The following is a 22,331-nucleotide window of genomic DNA, read 5'->3' on the forward strand; positions in this document are numbered from 1 at the left end:
TGCAGCTTGCCTGCACGAGCGCCGGACCAAACGTCCTCATTCCGCAGCCACCGCGCGGGTGATGGCGGATTGAACCTTGGCATCGACAAGCGTCAGCGTTGCACTGATCGTCCCCTTGCGCCCGTCCTCATAGGTCACTTCGGTTCGGGTCGAGACTTCGTCAGAGCCGTCATAAAGGGCCGCAATGATGTCTGCGAATTTCTCATCCACGATCCGGCGCCGGACCTTGCCGGTTCGGGTGATCTCACCGTCATCCGCGTCCAGTTCCTTGTGCAGCACCACAAAGCGATGGATCTGGCAGCCCGACAACATCTCATCCTGCGCCACCGAGGTATTCACCGCTTCGACATGTCCGCGGATCGTTTCCAGCACGCGCGGATGCCCGGCCAGTTCCTGATAAGAGCCATAGGCGATATTGTTGCGCTCGGCCCAGTTGCCCACCGCAGTCAGGTCGATGTTGATAAAGGCGACGCATCGGTCCCGACCGTTGCCGAACACCACCGCCTCCAGGATGTCAGGATAGAACTTCAGTTTATTCTCGACGTATTTCGGCGCAAACATCGCACCATCGGCCATCTTGCCGACATCCTTGGCCCGGTCGATGATCCGCAGATGACCGGAACTTTCCTCGATGAACCCGGCGTCGCCGGTGGCGACCCAGCCCTCGGCGTCCTTGGTCGAGGCAGTCGATTCTGCGTTCTTGTAATACTCCACAAAGGTGCCGGGCGACCGGTAGTGGATCTCACCGGTGTCGTCGATCCGGATCTCCACATCCGGGGCCGGCACGCCAACGGTATCAGCCCGCACTTCGCCATCCGGCTGCACGGTGATGAAAACCGTGGCTTCGGTCTGGCCATAGAGCTGCTTGAGATTGATCCCAAGGCTGCGATAGAAATCGAAAATCTCCGGCCCGATCGCCTCACCAGCGGTATAGCCGACACGAATGCGACCGTAGCCCAGCGTATCCTTCAGCGGACCGTAAAGAAGAACGTTGCCCAGCGCATATTTCAACCGGTCCAGCGTCGCGACAGGTTTGTTGTCAAGGATCCGTCCGCCGACCTTTTTTGCATGGGCCAGGAAGTAGTGGAACATCCGCTGCTTCAGCTTGCTCGCATCTTCCATGCGGATCATCACATTGGTCAGCTGACCCTCAAACACCCGAGGCGGTGCAAAGAAATAGGTCGGGCCGATCTCGCGCAGGTCGGTCATCATCGTGTCCGGGCTTTCCGGACAGTTGACGCAAAATCCGCACCAATAGCTTTGACCGAGAGAGAAGATGAAATCACCGACCCAGGCCATCGGCAGATAGGACAGGACCTCTTCCCGCTCCGTCAGGTTGTCAAATTCGCTGGCGTTCTTGGCGCTTTCGATAACGTTGCGGTTGGACAGGACCACGCCTTTTGGGCGCCCTGTCGTTCCGGAGGTGTACAGCATCACGCAGATGCTGTCATAAGTCAGCTTCGCCCGCCGCGCCGCCAGCTCCGCACTCAGATCCGAGCGTCCCGCCCGCCCCTGCGCCTGCACGTCGGCGTATGAATTCAACAGGGTATGGTCATATTTCCGCAGGCCGCGCGGGTCGACGTAGATCACCCGTTTCAGGTTCTCCAGCTGGTCCCGGATGTCGACCACCTTGTCCACCTGTTCCTGATCGCCGGCGATCACATAGGCCGCGCCGCAGTGATCCAGCACATAGGCCATCTCTTCGGCGCCAGAATCCTGATAGATTGGCACTGGAATGGCGCCGACGCTCTGGGCGGCGACCATGGACCAATAAAGCGATGGGCGATTGCGTCCAATGATGGCGATGAAATCACCTTCGGACACACCCAGAGCCAAAAAACCAAGCGCCAGCGCGTCGATTTCCTCAGCCGTTTCCTGCCATGTCCAGCTTTGCCAAATGCCGAATTCTTTCTCCCGGTAAGCCGGGCGATCGGCAAAGACAGCGGCATTTCTCTCCAGCAGAGCCGGCACAGACAAAGGCTGCCCGGAGCCAGACGATGTCTGCGCAGCGGTATGAGACACGTATTTACTCCTCCCGTATCCGGTCCTCCCCGACCGGATTGGCCGTCCCTCGCACGGGTGTACGGGGCGATCCTTGTGTCCTCAGTAGGACAGGCCCCAAGTAACAAATCAAGTTTTACGCGATGATTTCTGAAACCTTTCAAATTGTAACAAGACCGATAAAACCGTCGGCACGCCAGACCCGCAGCCCTCGGGAGAAGCCGCTTTGCCTGCCTCGCGCAACCTGCTAGCCAAGGGGCGGGGAGCATGGATGAAACAGACAAACGCACAGCGCGCGGCGATGATCGACGCCGGCTTGAATTTGATTGCGCAGGCCCTGTCGGTCTATGACAGCGCCCTGCGCCTGGCGGCCTGCAACCACCGGTTCCAGGAAATGTTCAACCTCCCGCCCGAGCTGGTGCAGGAAGGGGCAAGCTTTTCCGATACGATCCGTTTCATCGCAGAACAGGGCGACTATGGCCCGATTGACGACATCGACATGTTTGTCCAGCAACGGGTCGATCAAGCCCGCGCCTTCGTACCGCATTACGTGGAGCGACAGCGCGCCAACGGAAAGGTGATCTCGATCGAAGGGGCGCCCCTGCCGCAGGGGGGATGGGTAACGGTCTATACCGATATTTCACGCACCAAACGGGTCGAAGAGCTGCTGCGCGCAAAGTCCGAGGAACTGTCGGACCAGGTGCTGAGCTACACGGAGGAGCTGTCCGCCACCAACCGCAACCTTGCTGCCACCATCAAGACGCTGGAAGAGACCCAGCGCCAACTGACCCAGATCGAAGCGCGCACACGGCTGACCACCGAAATGATGCCCGCACATATCGCCCACGTCGACCACGAGGGCTACTACACCTTCACCAACGGTCGGCTCAGCTACGTGTTTCCCGGACGGTCCGCGGATGTCTTGGGGCGCCATATCGCCGATGCCCTGGGGCCTGCGGCCTATGCCCGGATCAGCCCACATCTGGCCGCCGCCTATCAGGGCGACAGCCCGGTGTTCGAATTCACCGAAGATCAGGACAGCCGCCGGTTGCGGGTAGCGCTCACCCCGGACGACGCGGGCGGCGTCTTTATTCTGTCCATGGATGTGACTGAAGAAACCCAGGCCCGGGTTGCCCTGCAACAGGCCCGCAAACGCGAAATCGCGGCCCAGATGACCAGTGGCCTGGCACATGACTTCTCCAATCTGCTGACCATCATTCTCGGCATGCAGACCAAACTTGCGCCAATGGATCTGCCCACTGGCGCGTCCGAGTTGGTCGAGGGCACCCTGTCCGCCGCCCGCCGGGGAGGGCGGCTGCTGGACCGTATGGCAGAGATGACAAGCCACCGCGGCCTGCGCCCCGAGGCCACCGACCTGCATGCGCTGCTGGCAGAGCTGAAGATCCTGGCCACGCCCTCCCTGCCGCAGGGGGTCGGGCTGAGTGTGCTCGACAACACCGGCAGCGATCCCTATCTGCTCGACGCCGGTCGGTTGCAGGATGCCCTGCTCAACCTGATCCTCAACGCGCGCGACGCCTGCGGCCTCAGCGGCCAGATCACCGTCGCGGCCCATCTGGTTGGCCAGACCTGGATCGAGTTCTCCGTCGGTGATACCGGGCCGGGGTTCTCGCCGCAGGCCCTGAACAATGCGCTGAACCCATTTTACACCACCAAAGGTCAGGAAGGATCCGGGCTTGGCCTGTCGATGGTCTACGACATGGTGAAATCGGCCGGTGGCGACATTCGCATCGGCAATACCGTTTCTGGCGCAATGGTCACCCTGCGCCTGCCCTATCGCGTTGCCCCTTTGGCCGTCGGTGGTATCGCTCTGCTGGTCGAGGACAGCGACGCACTGCGCGCTACCTACCGGCCGCTGTTGATGGATCTCGGCTATTCCGTCCTCGAAGCCACCAGCGCCGATGAGGCAGTCGCCCTGCTCGCCGATGTCGAAGGCATCGCCCTGATCCTCTCCGATATACGGCTCGAAGGCAGCGCGACCGGTGTCGATCTCTGTCATCGGCTGGGCGATGGTGCGCCGCCCGTGGTCCTGATGACCTCGCTGCCGCCCTCAGATCCGCACCACCAGGCCGCACTGGCGGCCGCACCGCTTTTGCAAAAACCATTCGAGCGATCCCAGCTGGCGGCGCTCCTGCATCAGGAGGCACCGCATGAGTGACCCCGCCCTCGCCCCGCTGGTCACCATTCTGGATGACGAACCCGAAATCCGCCGGCTGCTGACCGAAACGCTGGAAGATGCCGGCTACCGCACCCAGAGTTTTTCCCGCGCCCGCGATTTCGAAGCCGCGCTGAAGCGGGTCACACCGGATGTTTGCCTCGTGGATCTCTCGCTGCCCGACACCGACGGGCTGGCGCTGGTGCACCGTCTGGCCTTGGAACAGGGCGCCAGCGTCATCATCATTTCAGGCCGGGCGCAGGTACAGGACCGGGTGACGGGTCTGGAGCTGGGCGCCGACGACTATATCACCAAACCCTTCGACCCTGCCGAGGTCGTCGCCCGCATCCGTGTCCGCCTCCGCGTGCCGCCCCGCGACGGCAAATCAGCCACCGGCGACCGGGCCAGTTTCGCCGGATGGATCGCGCATTTTGACCGCTACGTGCTGGAGGACGAACAGGGGCAGGAGACCGCGTTCTCCCACGCCGAAGGCGAAGTGTTGCGGCTCTTTCTTGACAGCCCCAAGCGGCTGATCTCTCGCCCTCAGATGATGGAACGGCTGGGCGGCGGGGTCGGCGACAGCTTTGACCGGGCGATGGATGTGCGCATATCGCGGCTGCGCACCAAACTGCGGGAAGACCCGAAAAATCCGCGCCTGATCAAAACCATCTATGGCGCAGGCTATATTTTTCTCAGCGATGTCAGCTGGAGCTGACAGCCCCCCACGCCCGGGCAGGGCACCCATTCAGAATTCAGCCGCTCTCTTGCGGTGGCGATTCGGCTGGCGTAAAGAATCACTATGGCCACCTGTCTTCTCTATCGCCACGCGCAGACCCGCCCCGCCCGTTTCTACCGGATCGAGCTTGCAATGAACCTCTTTGATGAGGTTTCACTGCTGCGCGAATGGGGTGTCAAAGGGGGCAAGGGCCGCTGTGCCATCCACCTGTTCGACAACCTGCGGGCCGCGTCGGTCGCGGCTGACCGCCACCGCAAACGGATGTTGAAACGGGGCTACGACCGCGCCTGATCAAATTGCACAATTGCACAGCAATGTACGCAGATCAGGGATCCAGAGCCGTAACTTGACCCTTTCAACCGGCGCGCTGCTCCCCTAGAACTTCTGCAACAGGATCGATGAGGCAGGCCCATGTCAGAAATCACGCTGGTCCGGCACGGTCAGGCCAATACCGCAGCGCGGGACGAAGAAAGCTATGACAGGCTGAGCCCGCTCGGTCATCAGCAGGCGCAATGGCTTGGTGCGCATCTGCGGGACTGCAAGGACCACTACAGCCGGATCTATTGCGGCACGCTGACCCGGCATGTGGAAACTGCGGCCTCGATGGGCTTTGATGCCGGGACGCTGATCCAGGATCCTCGGCTCAACGAAATGGAATATTTCACGCTTGCGCAGGCGATGGAAGCACAGCACGGTCTGGCCATTCCCAAGGAACGCGAACAGTTTGTCGCCCACCTGCCGCAGGTCTTTGCCGCCTGGTCCGAGGATCGCATCGCAGAACCGCCCGAAAGCTGGCGGGACTTTGAAAGCCGCACAAAGGCGGCGCTGGAAGAGGTTGCCGCCGACGAGGGCCCGGCACTGGTGGTCACCTCCGGGGGGCTGATCTCCATGGTGATGCGCCAATGCCTTGACCTGAAGATCGCAGCCACCGCACGCATTGCCCTGGCCGTGATGAACAGTTCGCTGCACCGGCTGCACAATATCGGCGGCCATTACGCGCCGGTGCTGTTCAACGCCGTGCCGCATCTGGAAGCGCCCGACCGCCAATATGCCCGCACCCACCTCTGACTGCGCCCAAGCAGGAGACCCCTTATGCAGCTATACTACGCGCCCAATACAATCTCTGTCGCCGTGGCCATCGCGCTGGAAGAAGCCCAGCTGGACTATCAGGCGGTCAAGGTGAACTTTGCCGAAAAGGAACAAACCTCCGCGGCCTATCGCCAGATCAATCCCAAAGCGCGCGTGCCGGTCCTGGTGGTCGATGGCGGCATCCTGACCGAAACCGGCGCGCTGCTGGACTATGTCGCCGATCTGGCACCAGAAGCGGCCTTGCGCCCCACGGATCCGATCCTCGCAGCCCGGATGCGGGAGGTGATGTATTATCTCGCCTCGACCATGCATGTGAACCACGCCCACAAGATGCGCGGGACCCGCTGGGCCTCCAACCCCGCGTCGCTCAAGGACATGGCCCGAAAGGTGCCGGAAACCATGGCGGCCTCTTGCGACTATATCGAGACCTTCGGCCTGAAGGGACCCTTCGTGCTGGGCCAGACCCTCAGTCTTGCGGATTGCTATCTTTACGTGATCTGCACCTGGCTCGAAGGCGACGGGGTGAAACACCAACGGTTCCCGAAGATCACCGCCTTTATGGCAGAGATGGAAGCCCGCAAGAGCGTGCAGGCCGCACGCGCCAAGAATATGCTTTGAAGGACACCACCATGACACACCTTTGGGTCCGGGCCGAACAGCGCCCAAACGAAGATCGCGTCGGCCTGACGCCCGCCGGGGCCAAGGCCCTCATGGATGTCGGCATCCGCGTCACCATCGAGGAAAGTAAAACGCGGGCCATCCCGTTGCAGGGCTATATCGACGCCGGCTGCGACATCGCCGCAGAAAACACATGGCCGGATGCCCCTCGCGATGCGATCATTTTCGGTCTCAAGGAACTGCCGGAGGACGGCACCCCCCTGCCCCATCGCCACATCATGTTCGGCCATGCCTTCAAGGGCCAGCACTCCGGCAAGGCGCTGCTGCGCCGGTTCCGCGAGGGCGGCGGGACGCTTTATGATCTGGAGTATCTGGTGGACGAAACCGGTCGCCGGGTCGCCGCCTTTGGCTACTGGGCCGGTTATGCCGGTGCCGCTGTCACGCTCAAGGCCTGGGCCGCGCAGCAACACCAGGAGATCTGCGGCCCGGTCGGTGCCTACAGCGACAAACACGCCTTGCTCTCCGATCTGGGTCGCGCGCTGGATGACACGGGCAAGGCGCGGCCGACGGCCATCGTGATCGGTGCGCTTGGTCGCGTCGGCGCCGGTGCGGCCGACCTGTGCGAGGCGATGGGCGTCACCGTCACCAAATGGGACATGGCCGAAACCGCCAGCGGCGGTCCGTTCCCGCAGATCCTGACCCACGACCTGTTCCTGAACTGTATCTTTGCCCGCCCCGGCACCCCCGTCTTCGTCCCGCAAGAGGCCCTTGCGGCCGACCGCAGGCTCACTGCAATTGGCGATGTGGCCTGCGACCCCGATAGCGACTACAATCCGGTTCCGGTCTATGACCGTGCCACCACCTGGGACGCGCCGGTCCTGAGGGTTGCACAGGCGCCGGTGCTTGACGTGATGGCAATTGACAACCTGCCCTCGATGCTGCCCGCCGAAAGCTCCGAGGATTATGCCGACCAGCTCCTGGCGAGCCTTCGAACCCTCACCGATCTCGATTCCGGTGTCTGGGCGCGGGCGCGGGCGGTCTTTGACGAACATGTGGCAGGCTGATCGACCTGCCCGCAAGAAGGAGAACTGACATGACTATTCATTGGTGCGGCACCGGCCTCTCCGCGATTCCCGGCCTGCGCCGCCTGCTTGAAGCGGGCCATGACGTCGCCGTCTGGAACCGCACACCCGAAAAGGCCACCGAGGCCGTGGGTGACCTGACCACCAACATCCACAAATTCTCGATCACCCGCCTGTCAGAGCTGCTCAGCCCGGCGGATGTCGTGGTGTCCATGCTGCCCGGCGACTGGCATGTCGAACTGGCAGAACTGGCAATTGCGAAGGGCGCTCATTTTGTGTCGTCCTCCTATATCTCGCCCGAAATGCGGGCGCTGGATGACAAGGCAAAGGCCGCCGGCGTCGCGCTGGTGAACGAGGTTGGCCTTGATCCGGGGATCGACCACCTGATGGCCCATGCGCTGGTGGCGGAATATGCGGACTCCCCCGCCTTTGACGCCGACAACGAGCTGAGCTTCCTGTCCTATTGCGGTGGCATCCCGAAAACGCCGAACCCGTTTCGCTACAAGTTCAGCTGGTCGCCGCTCGGAGTGCTGAAAGCGTTGCGGTCGCCGTCGCGGTCCATTCGCGATTTCAAAACCTACGATGTCGCCCGCCCCTGGGATGCGATCTCGACCTATGATGCCCCCCTGGCCACGCCAGAGAGCTTTCAGGTCTATCCCAACCGCGACTCGCTTCCCTTTATGGAGCAGTATCATTTCGGCAAGGACTGGAAGGTGAAGACCTTCGTGCGCGGCACCCTGCGGCTCAACGGCTGGAGCGATGCCTGGGCGGATGTGTTCCGCGAGGTCGAGACCCTCGAAGGGCCCGAAGGCGACGCAAGACTCAAGGAAATGTCAGATCAGTTCTGGACCGATCACGCCTATGACGAAGGGGAGCCGGACCGAGTGGTCCTCTGCGTTGATCTCAAGGCAGAGCGCGACGGCCAGACCAAATGGCACAAGACCTATGTGATGGATGCCTGGGGTGATGACCGTGGCAGCGCGATGGCACGGCTGGTGTCCTACCCGGTCTCCTTTGCCATCGAGGCGGCCATGAACGGCAAGATCGCCGCCGGCGTCAGCGCCGCGCCCAGCGATCCGGCGCTGGTCGACAGCTGGATGGGCCGCATCGGCGCACTTGCACAGCATTTACAGGTTGTCTCACATACATCCTGAACGCCTTTTTCCCGCGCGCATCGACTTTGGTGGGCGCGGGGCCACTGTTTTGCCACCCGCAGCAATTTACGCTTCTTTAGTGGAAACCTGACAGGGTCGGCGGTGCGCCCCCGCGCCAGCCTGTGGACCGAGTGGTCGTCTCTGCACTCTCAGCACCCACAGATCCGGTCGGGCGGTTGGCTGCTGGCAAGGTGGAGACGCTGCAATGACACCGGATGAAATTGCTCTTCTGGACCAGGTCGAACAGGCCGTGTTCGTTCTGGAACCCGACAGCGCCGGGGTGCCGCGCTACGTTGCCTTCAACAGCTACGCTCTCGGCCATGTACAGCGCGACGTTGCCGACGTCGTGGGCAAAACCATCAAAGACTTGTTTCCCGGTCAGTATGGCGAGGTGATCTATCAACACCACCTAACGGTCCTCGAAACCGCCGCTGCGCTGAGCTACCAGTCGCATCTGCCGTTGCACGGCGAAGAAATGCAGATCGAGGTGACGCTGCGCCCGATTTTGACGCCCGAAGGACAAGTGCGCCGGATTGTCGGAACGACCAAGGATATTTCCAGTCTGAGCAAGCTCAAAGATCTCTCGCTCGATGTGGAAATGTTCCAGTCCGAGATCGAGGATTTCGTCAATCTGGCCGCCCATGATCTGCGCACCCCGATCCGTCATGTTAGCATGATTGCAGAGATGTTGCGGGAGGATTTCACCGATCTCGGGGATGGCAAACTGGAACTGATCGACATGCTTGAACAGATCGGCACCCGCGCCATGACCATGATCGCCGATATTCTCTCTCATGCGCAGGCGACCTCGACTCAGTCAGATATCCGAAAGTTCAACTTTGAAGACCTCGTGCGTGAGGTCGTGGGGCTGTTTGATCCGCTGGGTGCCTGCAAATGCCATATCTCCGGGGGCTGGCTCGACGGGGACCGCGCCGCGACGCTGATTGTCCTGCGCAATCTGGTCGACAATGCCATGAAACATGCGCGCGGGCCGGATCTGGATGATTTTCAGCTTTGGGTCAGTCTCGCCCCGGACAGCCCCGGCTTCATCAGGATCGAGGTGCGCGACAATGGCCCCGGCCTGAAAGATCCGTCCGTGGTGTTGCTCAACACGGGCACCTTGCGGACAGAAGGCGGGTTTGGCCTTCTCGGCGTGCGCCGTCTTGTTCAGACCCGCGGGGGCCAGATTGAGGCCGAAAACGCGGCGGATGGTGGCGCCGTCATTCGCTTCACCCTACCCGGCGAGATACTCGACCCCAATACGGACGACATCGACCAGCTCAAGGTCAGCTGACCGGTTTCACGGCCGGGTCAGCCTCCGGCAACACAGGCCGCCCCCGTCCAAAGAGCGCGATCGCCCCGCGCCGCCCGCGCAAGACCGCCGGTGGCAGGGTCGTCCAACCGTCGCGCGCGGGCGCCCCCTCGGGCGCCACCTGATCCAACAAGGCCCCTGACACGATGATCTCCATGTCGTGTTCCTTGGTCAGTTGCTCCAGCCGCGAGGCCGTATTGACCGTATCGCCCAGTGCCGCATATTCCAGACGTTCCTCGTCCCCGACAACACCCGAAAACACCTCTCCCCAATGGAGGCCGATCCCCACCCGAACCGGGGGGAGCGCCTTGGCGTGGCGGTATTCTGACCAGTCCCTCATTTCGTCAGACAGACAAAACGCACAGCGCAAAGCGCGCTCCGCCGCCGCGGTCCCATCGAACAGCAACATGGCCCCGTCGCCGATGAATTTATCCACCATGCCGTTTGTTTGCCGCGCCGCGCGTTGCACCCTGATGCGAAAATCCGTCAAAAATGCTCCGACCTCGGCCGGATCGCGCCCCTCCGACCAGGAGGTGAACGCGCGCAGGTCAACAAACAAGACGCCCATGTCCTGCCGCCGGCCCTGGCGGACATCTTCCAGGGCTTCGGCCCGGACACGCTCTGCCAGGCGCGCGGGCAGATACCGTGTCAACGACAGCCGCCGCTCCGTTTCGATCAGCGACCGGTGCAGCAATTGCCGCAGGGCAGCCGCCGCCACCACCAGCACCACCCCGGCCAGCAGGATCATCGCCAGGCGGGCGATATTGGGCGCCGCGACAACCAGGTAGCTAAGCCGCAAGACCACCTCTTCGGTCACGACATGATCGGTGCGAAAGCTCAGGTAACACAGGCCAATCGTCATCAGCGTGACGCAATAGGCCTGCAAATACGGGTTGAAGCGCAGCACCGCAAACGCCAGCACAACCGGCACCAGCCAGGTCGACGGCAGCAGGAAGAGAAGCACGCCCGGCATCGCCAAATTCTCCAGCCCGACCCATGTGTTCACCAGAATGAACAGGCAGTCAAAGGTCACAGCCGGCCAGATCATCCAGCGCCGAAATCGGCCGCTGTTGGCCAGCCAGAGGCTCAGGATCCCGAGCCCGAGATAGCTCAGCATCGACAGGACCGCAAAGACCCATTGTTTGTGCAGGACCTCCGCGACCTCTACTGGCGGTTTGCCCACCGCGAGGAAAAACACCAGTATCAACCCAAGTGACACCAGGATCCGCAGGATCGAGACGATCTTTTCCGCCCGCAGCTCCGCTTCGCGCAACAAAGCGGCATTCGGCGTCGGACGCCCGCGCCCCGAACGTGTCCTCATTCTCCCGGTGTTTCCAAGGCGACGACCTGGCCCACGCCTTCGGCGCTGAGCTCTTCAAAATCGAAGTTGTCGAGCCGCTGCGCCCGACGCCCGGCCTTGTCCGCGCTGATCTTGATATCCGACAGATCCTTTTGCGCCTGGCCGAAATGACGGTCCAGATTGACCACCCGGTCACCCAGACGCTCCACATCCTTGTGGAGCAACCCGAGTTCCTTTCGGATCGCCCCCGCCTGTTCCCGCATCCGCGCATCCTTCAGGATCGCCCGCATGGTGTTGAGGGTCGCCATGCAGGTGGTCGGGGAGACGATCCAGACCTTAAGCGAGAACCCTTCGCGCACCACATCAGAGAAATTGGCGTGCAGCTCCGCATAGACCGCTTCGGACGGGAGGAACAGCAGCGCGCCATCGGCCGTTTCGCCTTCAAGGATATATTTATCCGAGATGTCCCGGATGTGCTTGCGCAAGGCGCCCTTCAGCAACCGCGCAGCCTGTGCCCGCTCCTCTGGCGTCTCGGCCCGGCGCAGGGCCTCATAGGGTTCCAGCGGGAATTTGGAATCGATGACAATCGGGCCCGGCGGGTTGGGCAGACGGATGATGCAATCGGCGCGCTTGCCGTTGGACAGCGAATACTGGAACGCATAGGCATCGGTCGGCAGCGCCTTGGACACAATATCGTTCAACTGGATCTCGCCAAATGCCCCGCGCGTTTGCTTGTTCGACAGGATATCCTGCAGCGACAGCACATCGCCCGACAGTTTGGTGATATTGTCCTGCGCCTTGTCGATCACGGCAAGACGTTCCTGCAACTGCGTCAACGAGGTCGCAGTGCGCTTGGCGTTGCCATGCAGGCTCTCGCTCATCCGTTCCTGCATTTCGGCAATGGCGCGGGCCTGTTTCATGGCGTTGTCCGCCAGCCGGTCGTTCATCCGCTGCTGCACATCGCCCAGCCGGTTTTCCATCGTTTGCAGGATCTGCAACTGGGCATTCGCCTGCGTATCAGAGACGGTCTGGAGATTGCCGCGCAACGCCTCCTGCCCGGAAGACAGCTGCTGCGCAACCTGACCGATATTGGTCATCTGCTGCGTCAGCGGCGCAATTGCCCGCACCGCCCGCGCCGAGTTTCGCATCGACAGAAACAGCAGAACGAACAGCAACAGAACAGCCGCGCCAGCGCCCAGAATCATCAGACCCAGCGCATCCATATTGGCGATGGCCTCATCCATGCCCTCCATCAGACACTCCTTGAGCTGCTAGCTGCGGCCGAACAGGCGTTCGATATCTGCAAGTTTCAATTCCACATAGGTGGGGCGGCCATGGTTGCATTGCCCGGAATGCGGCGTCGCCTCCATCTCGCGCAGGAGCGCGTTCATCTCCTCGCCGCGCATACGCCGCCCTGACCGGATCGAGCCGTGGCAGGCAACGCGGGACAGGATCGCCTCAAGCCGCGCCTGAACAAGCTGGCTTTCGCCCTGATCAGCCAGTTCGTCCAGAATATCCCGGATCATCGCCTCAGCATTGACTTCACCAAGGATCGCGGGCGTTTCCCGCACCGCCACCGCATTGCCGCCAAAGGCCTCGATCCCGAGACCAAACCGCGCCAGATCCTCGGCAACCTCCAGCAGCCGGGCGCAATCATCCTGCGATAGCTCGACGATTTCCGGGATCAGCAGCGCCTGAGCGGCAACGCCGGTGTCGGCCATCTGTGTTTTGAGCTTCTCATACACCAGCCGTTCATGCGCTGCATGCTGATCGACGATCACCATACCGTCGCGGGTCTGCGCAATAATGTAGTTCTCGTGCACCTGCCCGCGGGCCGCGCCCAGAGGCAGCTCTTCGATCCGGGCAGACTCCGCCTGGGCTGCTGTCCCGGCGTGATCTGCACCAGGCTGCGGCTCTTCGACGAGGCGGCCACTATAGGCGCTGGAAAGTTCCGCAAAGCCCGCCGATGGCGGCGCATCAAGGGTCCGCTCCTGCGGCATGCCGGGGGATTGCGCCGCATAGGCGCTGTTGCGTGCGCCGCGCGATGGCCGGTCCATCTGATAGATACGTGGCGCACCAGAGGCCGTGGGGGGTTCGGGCCGCATTGCACCCAGCGTGGCCCCCGCCACCGTGGATGAAGCCCGGTGCCCCGCCTCTGCCAGCCCATGGCGCAGGGCAGAAACGATCAAGCCGCGCGCCACGCCGGGATCGCGAAACCGCACTTCGGATTTGGCCGGGTGGACGTTGACATCCACCAGTGTCGGGTCGCAATCCAGAAACAAGGCCGCCGCAGGGTGACGGTCACGGCTGAGAAAATCCATATAAGCGGCGCGCAAGGCCCCGGTCAGCAGCCTGTCCTTCACCGGGCGCGAATTCACGAACAGGAATTGCGTCACCGCAGCCCCGCGCGAATAGGTCGGCAGCGCTGCATAGCCAAACAGGCGGATCTCGTCCCGGGCTGCGTCGATCTTTAGCGCGTTTTCTGCAAATTCCCGCCCGATCACATGGGCCAGGCGCCCATGCAGCGCATCAAACAGATCGCCATTCATCGGGTCCGCGCGGAACACGACCCGCCCCTCACCACCGCCGGAGACATCGCGCAGCGTGAACCCGACCGCAGGTTCGGCCATCGCCAAGCGTTTCACCGTATCGGCAATCGCCTGGCTTTCGGCCCGGTCGGTTCGCATGAACTTCAGCCGCGCCGGCGTCGCAAAGAACAGATCCCGCAGCTCGACAACCGTGCCCTGGCGCAGGGCCGCGGGCTTGACCGGGTCCATCTGACTGCCGCTGACACGGAGCTGGGCGGCCTCGTGCCCCTCGGCGCGACTGGTAATGGTCAGTCGCCCCACCGCACCAAGCGAAGGCAGCGCCTCGCCCCGAAAGCCAAAGGTATGGATGTTCAGAAGATCGGACCCGTCGATCTTGGACGTGGCATGACGCGACAGGGCCATTGGCAGATCCGCAGGCGACATGCCGCAGCCATTGTCGGTAACCCGGATCAGCGTCTTGCCGCCATCCGCGATCTCCACTGTGATCCGGGTTGCCCCGGCATCAATGGCGTTCTCCACCAGTTCTTTCACCGCAGAGGCCGGACGCTCCACGACCTCGCCGGCGGCGATCCGGTTGATCGCACTCTCGTCGAGCTGCCGGATGACCGGGCGCACTTGGGTGGGGGATTCGCTGATTTGGGGGTTGGGAGTAGACATAACACTATATTTAGCATGCTGCTGCGCGATTCTGCCACCCGCAATACGCCCTGTCGCAGGGGGCTTCAATACCGGTTGCGCGGGTTGACGCTCAGACGCCCGACGGTGCGCCCGCGCGACGACGGCACGGACCCCAGAGCGCCGAAATGGCAAGGATCACGCCAGAGACGGTGGCAATCATGCCTGCCGCGCTGACCGCATCCGCCATCCCCACCCACATCGGGCCATAGCCTGCGAGGACATAGCCGACAATCGCTGAAACGGATGCAAAAACCACGCTCCAGCCCACCTGCACCTCCAGCCGGTTGGTCATCATCCGGGCGGCGGCGGGCGGACAGATGAACATGGCAATCACGATGATCGACCCCACCGCATCAAAGGCAGCGACCGCTGCAAGTGCCGCCATCAGGACCAACGCCAGCCCGAGCCATTCGGTGCGCATCCCCAGCGTGCGAGCAAATCCCTCGTCGAAGGTGGCGATTTTCAATGGCCGCCAGAACAGGGCGATGAAGGCGGCCACGACGACCAGCGTCGCCGCCATCCGTGGCAGCTCCACCGGCAGATAGGCCAGGGCCTGCGGATCCAGCAACGAGTCCCAGCCGGTACCGTCAAGCCAGATCAGGCTCTCCAGGTTGCCATAAAGCGCGTGTTCCACATCAAGATGCACCGAGGACGTGTCGCTTTGCTCCAGCAGCAACACCCCGGCGGCAAACAGCGTGGTGAACACCACCCCCATGGCAGCGCCCGGTTCGATCCGCCCCAGCCGGCGGATCCCCTCGATCATGACCACCGCCACGATCGCAGCGCCCGCCGCCCCCAGCATCATCGGCCAGGTGGAAATCGCCCCCGTCAGCAAAAAGGCAACCACAATCCCCGGCAGCGCCACATGGCTGATGGCATCGCCGATCAGCGCCTGTTTGCGCAGCAACAGGAAATTTCCCGGCAGGGCACAGGCCACCGCCGCAAAGATCCCGATCAGGAGCGGCGTCAGGGACAGGGTTACAAACTCGCTCGCCATCAATGGGCCTCCCTTGCGGGGACGATCTTGCCGTCGATTTCGGCGATTTGATCCGGTGTCAACACGGTTTCGATCTCACGCAATCCATCATAGAGCGCCGCTGCGGCCTCCTGTGCCTGATCGCGGCGCAGGATTTCCCAGCGCCGCTCGTCCCGCAGGGCCTTGGCCGCCCGGGCGCGACCGGCCCGCGTCGCGACGCCATCGGCCCGCACCAGCCCCGCCCGCGCCAACAGCCGCAGTGTCAGCGGCTCATAGATGGTCTGCGCCTGAGCCAGCGCAAGCAGGCCCTGACGCAGGTGAACACGCCGCTGAAACCGCCGATGCCGCAGCACAGCGGCCAGCACACCCCGATTCGGGGCCACCAGCAGCGACAGCGCAAACAGGGCAAAGCTCATCAGCACGATGATCGGTCCGGTCGGCAAATTCGGGGCCGAGGCCGAAAGGGCCGCGCCGAGGTAGGCCGCCACCGCACCAAGGATACCAGACAGGATGACCACCTGATCCGCCCGCTCGGTCCAGAACCGCGCCGTCACCGGCGGGATGATCAAGAGCGCCACGATCAGGATCAAGCCAACGACCTTGAGGCCAACGACCGTCACGGCCATCACAAGCGCCATCATCAACATGTCGATCCTGCTGACCGACAGGCCCCGCGCCGCCGCATACTCCGGATCGAACGCCACAAGCGTCATCGGACGCCGCGCCAGCAGGATCATGACCAGCACCGCCGCGCCGCCCCCGGCAATGACCAGCGCGTCCGAATAAAGCATCCCCGCGGTAGAACCCAGCAGGAACCCCTCAAGCCCCGCCTGCCGCCCGGATCCCAGCGTCTGGATCACCGTCAGCAGAACGACACCAAACCCGAAGAAGACCGACAGGACAGCGCCAATGGCGGCATCCTCGGCCAGGCGGGTGTTGCGGGTCAGCCAGTTCATGCACCACAGACCGATCCCTGCTGACACGGCGGATCCGACCAGCAGGGCCGCCAGATTGCGCCCCTCGCCGCCAAGACCGACGAGGATCAGGAACGCCACGCAGATGCCGGGCAATGTCGCATGGCTCACCGCGTCGGAAACCAACGCCCGTTTGCGCAGGAACAGAAACGTTCCGGTGATCCCCGAGGCGGCCCCCAGTAGCGTCGCACCCACCGCGACCAGCGTGGCGTTGTAGCCCAATTGCAAAAACAGTGCGTCAAACAACATGCGCGTCAGGCCGTCGTGGCAATTTGGTCAACCTGCGCCGTCGCCAGACGTCCGCCATAGGCCGCCTGCAATGTCTCCGCCGTGAAGGCCTCGTCCACCGGGCCTTCGGCCACCTTGCGGGTGTTGATCAGGAACACATTGTCGAAATAATCCCGCACCGTCGCCAGATCATGATGCACGGCGACCACGGTCTTGCCCTCGGCCCGCAGATCCTTCAGCACGCTGATGATCGCCTTTTCCGTCGCCGCATCGACCCCGGCAAAGGGTTCATCCAGCAGGTACAGATCCGCGCCCTGGGCCAGCGCCCGCGCCAGAAACACCCGCTGCTGCTGGCCACCCGACAGCTGGCCGATCTGGCGCTCGGAAAATTCGTGCATGCCAACCCGGTCAAGACAGTCCCGCGCGATCTGACGGTGGCTGCCCCGGATACGCCCAAGCAGGCCGAGGTCCCGGTACAGCCCCATCATCACCACGTCGATGACGCGAGTGGGGAAATCCCAGTCGACCGAGGCCCGCTGCGGCACATAGGCAATGCGCGCTCGTTGATGGTCGAGCGGCCGGCCAAAGACCTGCACCCGGCCCGACAGCGGTGGCACGATCCCCAGCGCCGCCTTGAGCAAGGTCGACTTGCCGGCGCCATTTGGTCCGATGATCGCGGTCATCTGCCCAGCCACGACGGTCATGTCGACCGAAAAGACGGCCGGCTTTTCGCCATAGCTGACGGTCAGGCCCCGAATGCAAAGCGGGCTGCTGCTCAGCCCCGCCTCTGCCGCAGACTGTCCGTTCTGGCTGGCCAGTGAAAGTTGCATGGCTAATGTCCCGCCCCGAGTTTGCCATCCATGCCGCCGACAGGCACATCCGCGCCCAACGCCCCGGCGATGGTGGTAAAGTTATGGTCCAGCATACCAATATAAGTCGCCTCATAGGTCCCATCTGCGCCCATGGCGTCGGAAAACAGCTCTCCCCCGATCACGACATCGTGACCCTTGGCGCCCGCCCCCTCGATCAGGGCCCGCATCGACCGGTCAGCGACCGAGGTTTCGACAAAAACGGCCCCGATCTGGCGCGCCACCAGGATATCCACCAGGGTTCCGATGCGGTTCAGCCCCGCTTCGGACTGGGTGGAAATCCCCTGCAGGCCCAGCACCTCGAAACCATAGTCGCGCCCGAAATACCCAAAGGCATCATGCGCCGTGACCAACACCCGGTTGTCCTGCGGAACATCGGACACGATTTGTTGGCCGTAGGCCGACAGACGGTCCAGCTCGCCCAGGTGGCGGGTCAGATTGGTGTCGAAAATCCCGGCGGCCTCCGGCCGCGCCTGGGTCAGGGCGCGCGCAACCTCCGCCACCACATAGGTCCACATCCGGGGGCTCATCCAGACATGGGGGTCGTATTTGTCGGCATAGTCATCATGGCGGCGCAGCAGATCCTTTGGCGTGGCCTCCGCCACCGCGACCACCTTGCGTTTGCGCGCCAGCGCGTGAAAGAAATCTTCCATCTGCGCTTCAAGGTACAGCCCGTGCCACAGGACCAGATCCGCGCGTGTCATCGCGGCGATGTCACTGCGGGTCTGGCGATAGGCGTGCGGGTCAACGCCTGCCCCCATCAGGGCCACCACCTCCACCTCGGCACCGCCGATCTGGCGCGCCGCATCAGCGATCATGCCGGTGGTGGCCACGACCTTCAACGGGCCCTGCGCTGCCGCAGCCGGCAGCGTCGAGGCAAGCCCGGCAAATGTGCCAATCCCCAGAAGCGTCTGTCGTCGGTTCAGCATGCGTGGGCTCCCTGCTCACAGATTCTCGAAACACCTGACTGCAATATGAGAACGGCTCGCAACTTCGTCAATGAAAATGAGAATTATTCTCAAAATAGACTTCGTTTTTGTCCTTTTGGTCAAAAAATGATCAACAAACCCGGTGCCAATGCTTGCATTGAAGGGGGTCGGCATGCGATTTTGCGGGCAAATCTTTCGAGGACTCCCGCACATGGACAGCCAAATCGCAGACAACGGCGCACCGACGCCCGTCAAAGCCCCTGCCGACCAAGCCGCCGCGTCGGTGGCAAACGCCTCTCACGGTGGCCTGCCGCGCAATCCGGGCATGCCGCTGGATCTGGATTGGGCCCTGGGGATCGAGGCGAACACCTCTGCCATCGAACGGCGCTGTGCCAGCCTGCCCGGGCGCCGCACGGTCAAGAAAGACCACCAAGCCGCCTGGCTGTTGAAGGCAGTGACCTGCATCGACCTCACCACCCTGGCCGGCGACGATACCGATGCCCGGGTGCAGCGCCTCTGCGCCAAGGCACGACAGCCGGTCCGGGCCGACATTCTGTCAGACCTCGGCATGAGCAAGATCACCACCGGCGCGGTCTGCGTCTATCACGACATGATCCCCGCCGCCGTCCGGGCGCTGCATGGCACCGACATTCCGGTCGCAGCCGTCTCCACCGGTTTTCCCGCCGGGCTGTCCCCCTTTCACCTGCGGGTCGAAGAGATCCGCGAAAGCGTCAAGGCAGGCGCCCGCGAGATTGATATCGTAATTTCCCGCCGCCATGTGCTCACGGGAAATTGGCAAGCGCTCTATGACGAAATGAAAGCCTTCCGCGAGGCCTGCGGCGAGGCGCATGTGAAGGCGATCCTGGCCACCGGCGAGCTGGGCACCCTGCGCAATGTCGCCCGCGCCTCGATGATCTGCATGATGGCAGGCGCTGATTTCATCAAGACCTCCACCGGCAAGGAAGGGGTGAATGCCACCCTGCCCGTCTCGCTGGTGATGATCCGCGCCATTCGGGACTATTACGAACGAACCGGCGTCCACGTCGGCTACAAACCCGCTGGCGGCATTTCCAAGGCCAAGGACGCACTGGTTTATCTCAGCCTGATGAAAGAGGAACTGGGCAACCGCTGGGTTCAGCCCGACCTGTTCCGCTTTGGCGCCTCCAGCCTGCTCGGCGATATCGAACGCCAGCTCGAACACCACGTGACCGGCGCCTATTCTGCCGGCTACCGCCACCCGATGGCGTGAGGACCAACAGATGACAATCAAAGAGATCTTCGACAGCATGGATTATGGCCTCGCCCCCGAAAGCGCCGCAGACGCCTTTGCCTGGCTGGTCGATCAGGGCAGCCGCTTTGGCCTGTTCATCGACGGGACCTTCACCCAACCCGGCAAAGGTTTTGAAAGCCGCAACCCCGCAACGGGCGAGGTCCTGGCCGAGTTGACCCAGGCGACGCAAAAAGATGTCGAGGCCGCCGTCAAGGCCGCGCGCGCGGCACAGCCCGGCTGGGCGGAGATTGGTGGCACCGGGCGGGCCATGTTCCTCTATGCCATCGCGCGCCTGCTGCAAAAGCACAGCCGCCTGTTCGCGGTGCTGGAGACCCTCGACAACGGCAAACCGATCCGGGAGAGCCGTGACATCGACATTCCCCTGGTGCAGCGTCATTTCTACCATCACGCCGGCCATGCCCAGCTGATGGACACAGAGATGGCCGGGCGTGAGGCGCTTGGCGTCTGTGGGCAGATCATTCCGTGGAATTTTCCGCTGCTGATGCTGGCCTGGAAGGTCGCGCCAGCGCTGGCAATGGGCAATACCGTGGTCCTGAAACCAGCCGAATATACCTCGCTGACCGCGCTCCTGTTCGCCGATATCTGCCGTCAGGCCGGGCTGCCCAAGGGGGTGGTCAACATCGTCACCGGCGACGGTGCGGTGGGTGAAATGATCGTCAACGCGAAGGTGGACAAGATCGCCTTTACCGGCTCCACCGATGTCGGGCGCAAAATCCGTCAGGCCACCGCCGGCAGCGGCAAGGCGTTGACGCTGGAGCTGGGCGGTAAGAGCCCCTATATCGTCTTTGACGACGCCGATCTCGACAGCGCCATCGAGGGGCTGGTGGATGCCATCTGGTTCAATCAGGGCCAGGTCTGCTGCGCCGGATCCCGGCTTTTGGTTCAGGAAAGCGTGTCGGAGCGGTTCCACACCAAACTGCGCGCCCGCATGAAGACCCTTCGCCTGGGCGACCCGCTTGATAAATGCGTCGATGTCGGCGCCATCATTGATCCGGTTCAACACGCCCAAATCACCAAAATGGTCGCTTCGGCCCGGAACTGCACGGTGCACCAATCCCCGGTGGCCCTGCCGACGCAGGGCTGTTTCTACCCGCCGACCCTGATCGAGGGGCTGTCGCCTGCGGACCCTCTGATGCAGGAGGAAATCTTTGGCCCGGTGCTGGTCTCCACCACCTTTCGCACCCCGGCCGAAGCGGTGGAACTGGCGAACAACACCCGCTACGGGCTGGCCGCGACGCTCTGGACCGAGAATGTGAACCTCGCGCTGGACATCGCACCGAAACTGGCGGCCGGCGTGGTCTGGGTCAACGGCACCAACATGTTCGACGCGGCAGCCCCGTTTGGCGGTGTCCGCGAAAGCGGGTTTGGCCGCGAAGGTGGCGTTGAGGGCCTGATGGCCTATACTCGCGCCAGCGAAAAGCCCGAACCGCTCGCCCCCGTTCCCGCCTTTGAAAGCAACGATGCCCCCGTCGCGCCGGGCGGGCTGGACCGAACCGCAAAGATGTTTGTCGGCGGCAAGCAGGCGCGCCCGGACGGCGGGTATTCCAAACCGGTCTATGGGCCCGATGGCAACCTGCTCGGCCATGTCGGGATCGGCAACCGCAAGGACGTGCGCAACGCGGTCGAGGCGGCCCATGCCGCCAAGGGCTGGTCCAAGACCACCGGCCATCTGCGGGCTCAGATCCTCTATTATCTGGCCGAAAACCTCGCCGCCCGCGCTGACGAATTTGCCATGCGGATTGATGCGATGACCGGCAAAGGCACCGGCGCGGCAGAGGTCGAAGCCTCCCTGCAGCGACTGTTTTCCGCAGCCGCATGGGCCGACAAATACGACGGGCTCGCCCATGGGGTGCCGATCCGTGGTGTCGCCCTTGGCATGAAGGAACCCGTGGGCACCATCGGCATCCTCTGCGCGGATGAGGCCCCGCTTCTGGGGTTGATCTCGGCTGTTGCACCGGCGCTGGCGATGGGCAACCGGGTGGTGCTGGCCGCCTCGCAGGCCTTCCCACTGGCCGCGACCGATCTTTATCAGGTGCTTGAAACCTCTGACCTGCCGGCCGGCGTGGTCAATATCCTGACCGGTAGCCACAAGGAGCTTGGCGAGACCCTGGTCAAGCACCTCAATCTTGACGCGGTCTGGAGTTTTTCCTCGACCGATCTGTCCAAGATGATCGAAGAGGCCTCCGCCGGGAACCTCAAGCGGACCTGGGTCAACAATGGCCAGGCCTTCGATTGGTCCCGGGACCAGAGCAAACGCTTCCTGCAGGCCGCAACCGAGGTGAAAACCGTCTGGATCCCCTACGGCGAGTAAAACCTCTACCACAGACGGCGGTATGCATCGCCAAAACGCTACAGCGCGGCCCCGACATGGG

Annotated in this window: 18 protein-coding genes; 10 read left to right on the forward strand and 8 right to left on the reverse strand. The window is 63.0% G+C overall.

Annotation, left to right across the window (positions count from 1 at the left end; translation table 11 throughout):
- Positions 1-36: 36 nt before the first annotated feature.
- Positions 37-2,022: an AMP-binding protein gene (locus TRIHO_RS11260; RefSeq protein ID WP_068243363.1), complete on the reverse strand. Its 1,986-nt coding sequence runs from the start codon at positions 2,020-2,022 to the stop codon at positions 37-39.
- Positions 2,023-2,272: 250 nt separating this feature from the next.
- On the opposite strand from TRIHO_RS11260, the gene TRIHO_RS11265 reads away from it, so the two are divergent.
- From TRIHO_RS11265 to TRIHO_RS11300, 8 genes are all read left to right on the forward strand, one after another.
- Positions 2,273-4,177: a hybrid sensor histidine kinase/response regulator gene (locus tag TRIHO_RS11265; protein ID WP_068243365.1), complete on the forward strand. Its 1,905-nt coding sequence runs from the start codon at positions 2,273-2,275 to the stop codon at positions 4,175-4,177.
- A complete protein-coding gene (locus tag TRIHO_RS11270) occupies positions 4,170-4,889 on the forward strand; it encodes a response regulator transcription factor (protein ID WP_068243369.1) in 720 nt (239 codons plus the stop codon). Before TRIHO_RS11265 ends, TRIHO_RS11270 begins: the two co-directional genes overlap by 8 nt.
- Before the next feature lie 84 nt (positions 4,890-4,973).
- Positions 4,974-5,201 (forward strand): WGR domain-containing protein, encoded by a 228-nt coding sequence (locus tag TRIHO_RS11275; RefSeq protein WP_068243372.1) that lies wholly within the window; start codon positions 4,974-4,976, stop codon positions 5,199-5,201.
- 120 nt (positions 5,202-5,321) lie between these two features.
- Positions 5,322-5,978: a histidine phosphatase family protein gene (locus tag TRIHO_RS11280; protein ID WP_068243375.1), complete on the forward strand. Its 657-nt coding sequence runs from the start codon at positions 5,322-5,324 to the stop codon at positions 5,976-5,978.
- 24 nt (positions 5,979-6,002) lie between these two features.
- Entirely contained in the window at positions 6,003-6,617 is a 615-nt protein-coding gene (locus TRIHO_RS11285) for a glutathione S-transferase family protein (protein ID WP_068243378.1), read from the forward strand.
- An 11-nt stretch (positions 6,618-6,628) separates the two neighbouring features.
- Positions 6,629-7,681 carry a saccharopine dehydrogenase gene (locus tag TRIHO_RS11290; protein WP_068243381.1) on the forward strand — a complete coding sequence of 351 codons (1,053 nt, stop codon included), beginning with the start codon at positions 6,629-6,631 and terminating at the stop codon, positions 7,679-7,681.
- A gap of 29 nt (positions 7,682-7,710) precedes the next feature.
- Positions 7,711-8,853: a saccharopine dehydrogenase family protein gene (locus TRIHO_RS11295; protein WP_068243386.1), complete on the forward strand. Its 1,143-nt coding sequence runs from the start codon at positions 7,711-7,713 to the stop codon at positions 8,851-8,853.
- A 205-nt stretch (positions 8,854-9,058) separates the two neighbouring features.
- The gene (locus TRIHO_RS11300) at positions 9,059-10,147 is read left to right on the forward strand and encodes a sensor histidine kinase (RefSeq protein ID WP_068243388.1); all 1,089 of its coding nucleotides are present in this window, start codon (positions 9,059-9,061) and stop codon (positions 10,145-10,147) included.
- Here the strand turns inward: TRIHO_RS11300 and TRIHO_RS11305 are convergent.
- From TRIHO_RS11305 to TRIHO_RS11335, 7 genes are all read right to left on the reverse strand, one after another.
- Positions 10,140-11,486 (reverse strand): adenylate/guanylate cyclase domain-containing protein, encoded by a 1,347-nt coding sequence (locus TRIHO_RS11305; RefSeq protein ID WP_068243391.1) that lies wholly within the window; start codon positions 11,484-11,486, stop codon positions 10,140-10,142. The two genes, TRIHO_RS11300 and TRIHO_RS11305, sit on opposite strands and share 8 nt — an antisense overlap.
- Positions 11,483-12,718 carry a DNA recombination protein RmuC gene (locus TRIHO_RS11310; RefSeq protein ID WP_068243395.1) on the reverse strand — a complete coding sequence of 412 codons (1,236 nt, stop codon included), beginning with the start codon at positions 12,716-12,718 and terminating at the stop codon, positions 11,483-11,485. Before TRIHO_RS11310 ends, TRIHO_RS11305 begins: the two co-directional genes overlap by 4 nt.
- An 18-nt stretch (positions 12,719-12,736) precedes the next feature.
- Entirely contained in the window at positions 12,737-14,671 is a 1,935-nt protein-coding gene (gene mutL / locus TRIHO_RS11315) for a DNA mismatch repair endonuclease MutL (RefSeq protein ID WP_068243398.1), read from the reverse strand.
- 91 nt (positions 14,672-14,762) lie between these two features.
- Positions 14,763-15,689, reverse strand: a complete 927-nt coding sequence (locus tag TRIHO_RS11320) for a metal ABC transporter permease (protein WP_068243401.1) — start codon at positions 15,687-15,689, stop codon at positions 14,763-14,765.
- Complete coding sequence (locus TRIHO_RS11325) at positions 15,689-16,891, reverse strand: metal ABC transporter permease (RefSeq protein ID WP_068243403.1); 1,203 nt, start codon at positions 16,889-16,891, stop codon at positions 15,689-15,691. The genes TRIHO_RS11320 and TRIHO_RS11325 overlap by 1 nt, the downstream gene beginning before the upstream one ends.
- Positions 16,892-16,896: 5 nt before the next feature.
- Complete coding sequence (locus TRIHO_RS11330; RefSeq protein ID WP_068243406.1) at positions 16,897-17,700, reverse strand: metal ABC transporter ATP-binding protein; 804 nt, start codon at positions 17,698-17,700, stop codon at positions 16,897-16,899.
- Between the two features lie 2 nt (positions 17,701-17,702).
- Complete coding sequence (locus tag TRIHO_RS11335; RefSeq protein ID WP_068243408.1) at positions 17,703-18,668, reverse strand: metal ABC transporter solute-binding protein, Zn/Mn family; 966 nt, start codon at positions 18,666-18,668, stop codon at positions 17,703-17,705.
- 211 nt (positions 18,669-18,879) lie between these two features.
- On the opposite strand from TRIHO_RS11335, the gene deoC reads away from it, so the two are divergent.
- Together deoC and TRIHO_RS11345 are read left to right on the forward strand one after the other, a co-directional pair.
- A complete protein-coding gene (deoC, locus tag TRIHO_RS11340; protein ID WP_082705114.1) occupies positions 18,880-19,917 on the forward strand; it encodes a deoxyribose-phosphate aldolase in 1,038 nt (345 codons plus the stop codon).
- A 10-nt stretch (positions 19,918-19,927) separates the two neighbouring features.
- Positions 19,928-22,270, forward strand: a complete 2,343-nt coding sequence (locus tag TRIHO_RS11345) for an aldehyde dehydrogenase family protein (protein ID WP_068243413.1) — start codon at positions 19,928-19,930, stop codon at positions 22,268-22,270.
- The last annotated feature ends 61 nt before the right edge of the window (positions 22,271-22,331 follow it).

The sequence above is a fragment of the Tritonibacter horizontis genome, assembly GCF_001518015.1.
Classification (GTDB): Bacteria; Pseudomonadota; Alphaproteobacteria; order Rhodobacterales; family Rhodobacteraceae; genus Epibacterium; species Epibacterium horizontis.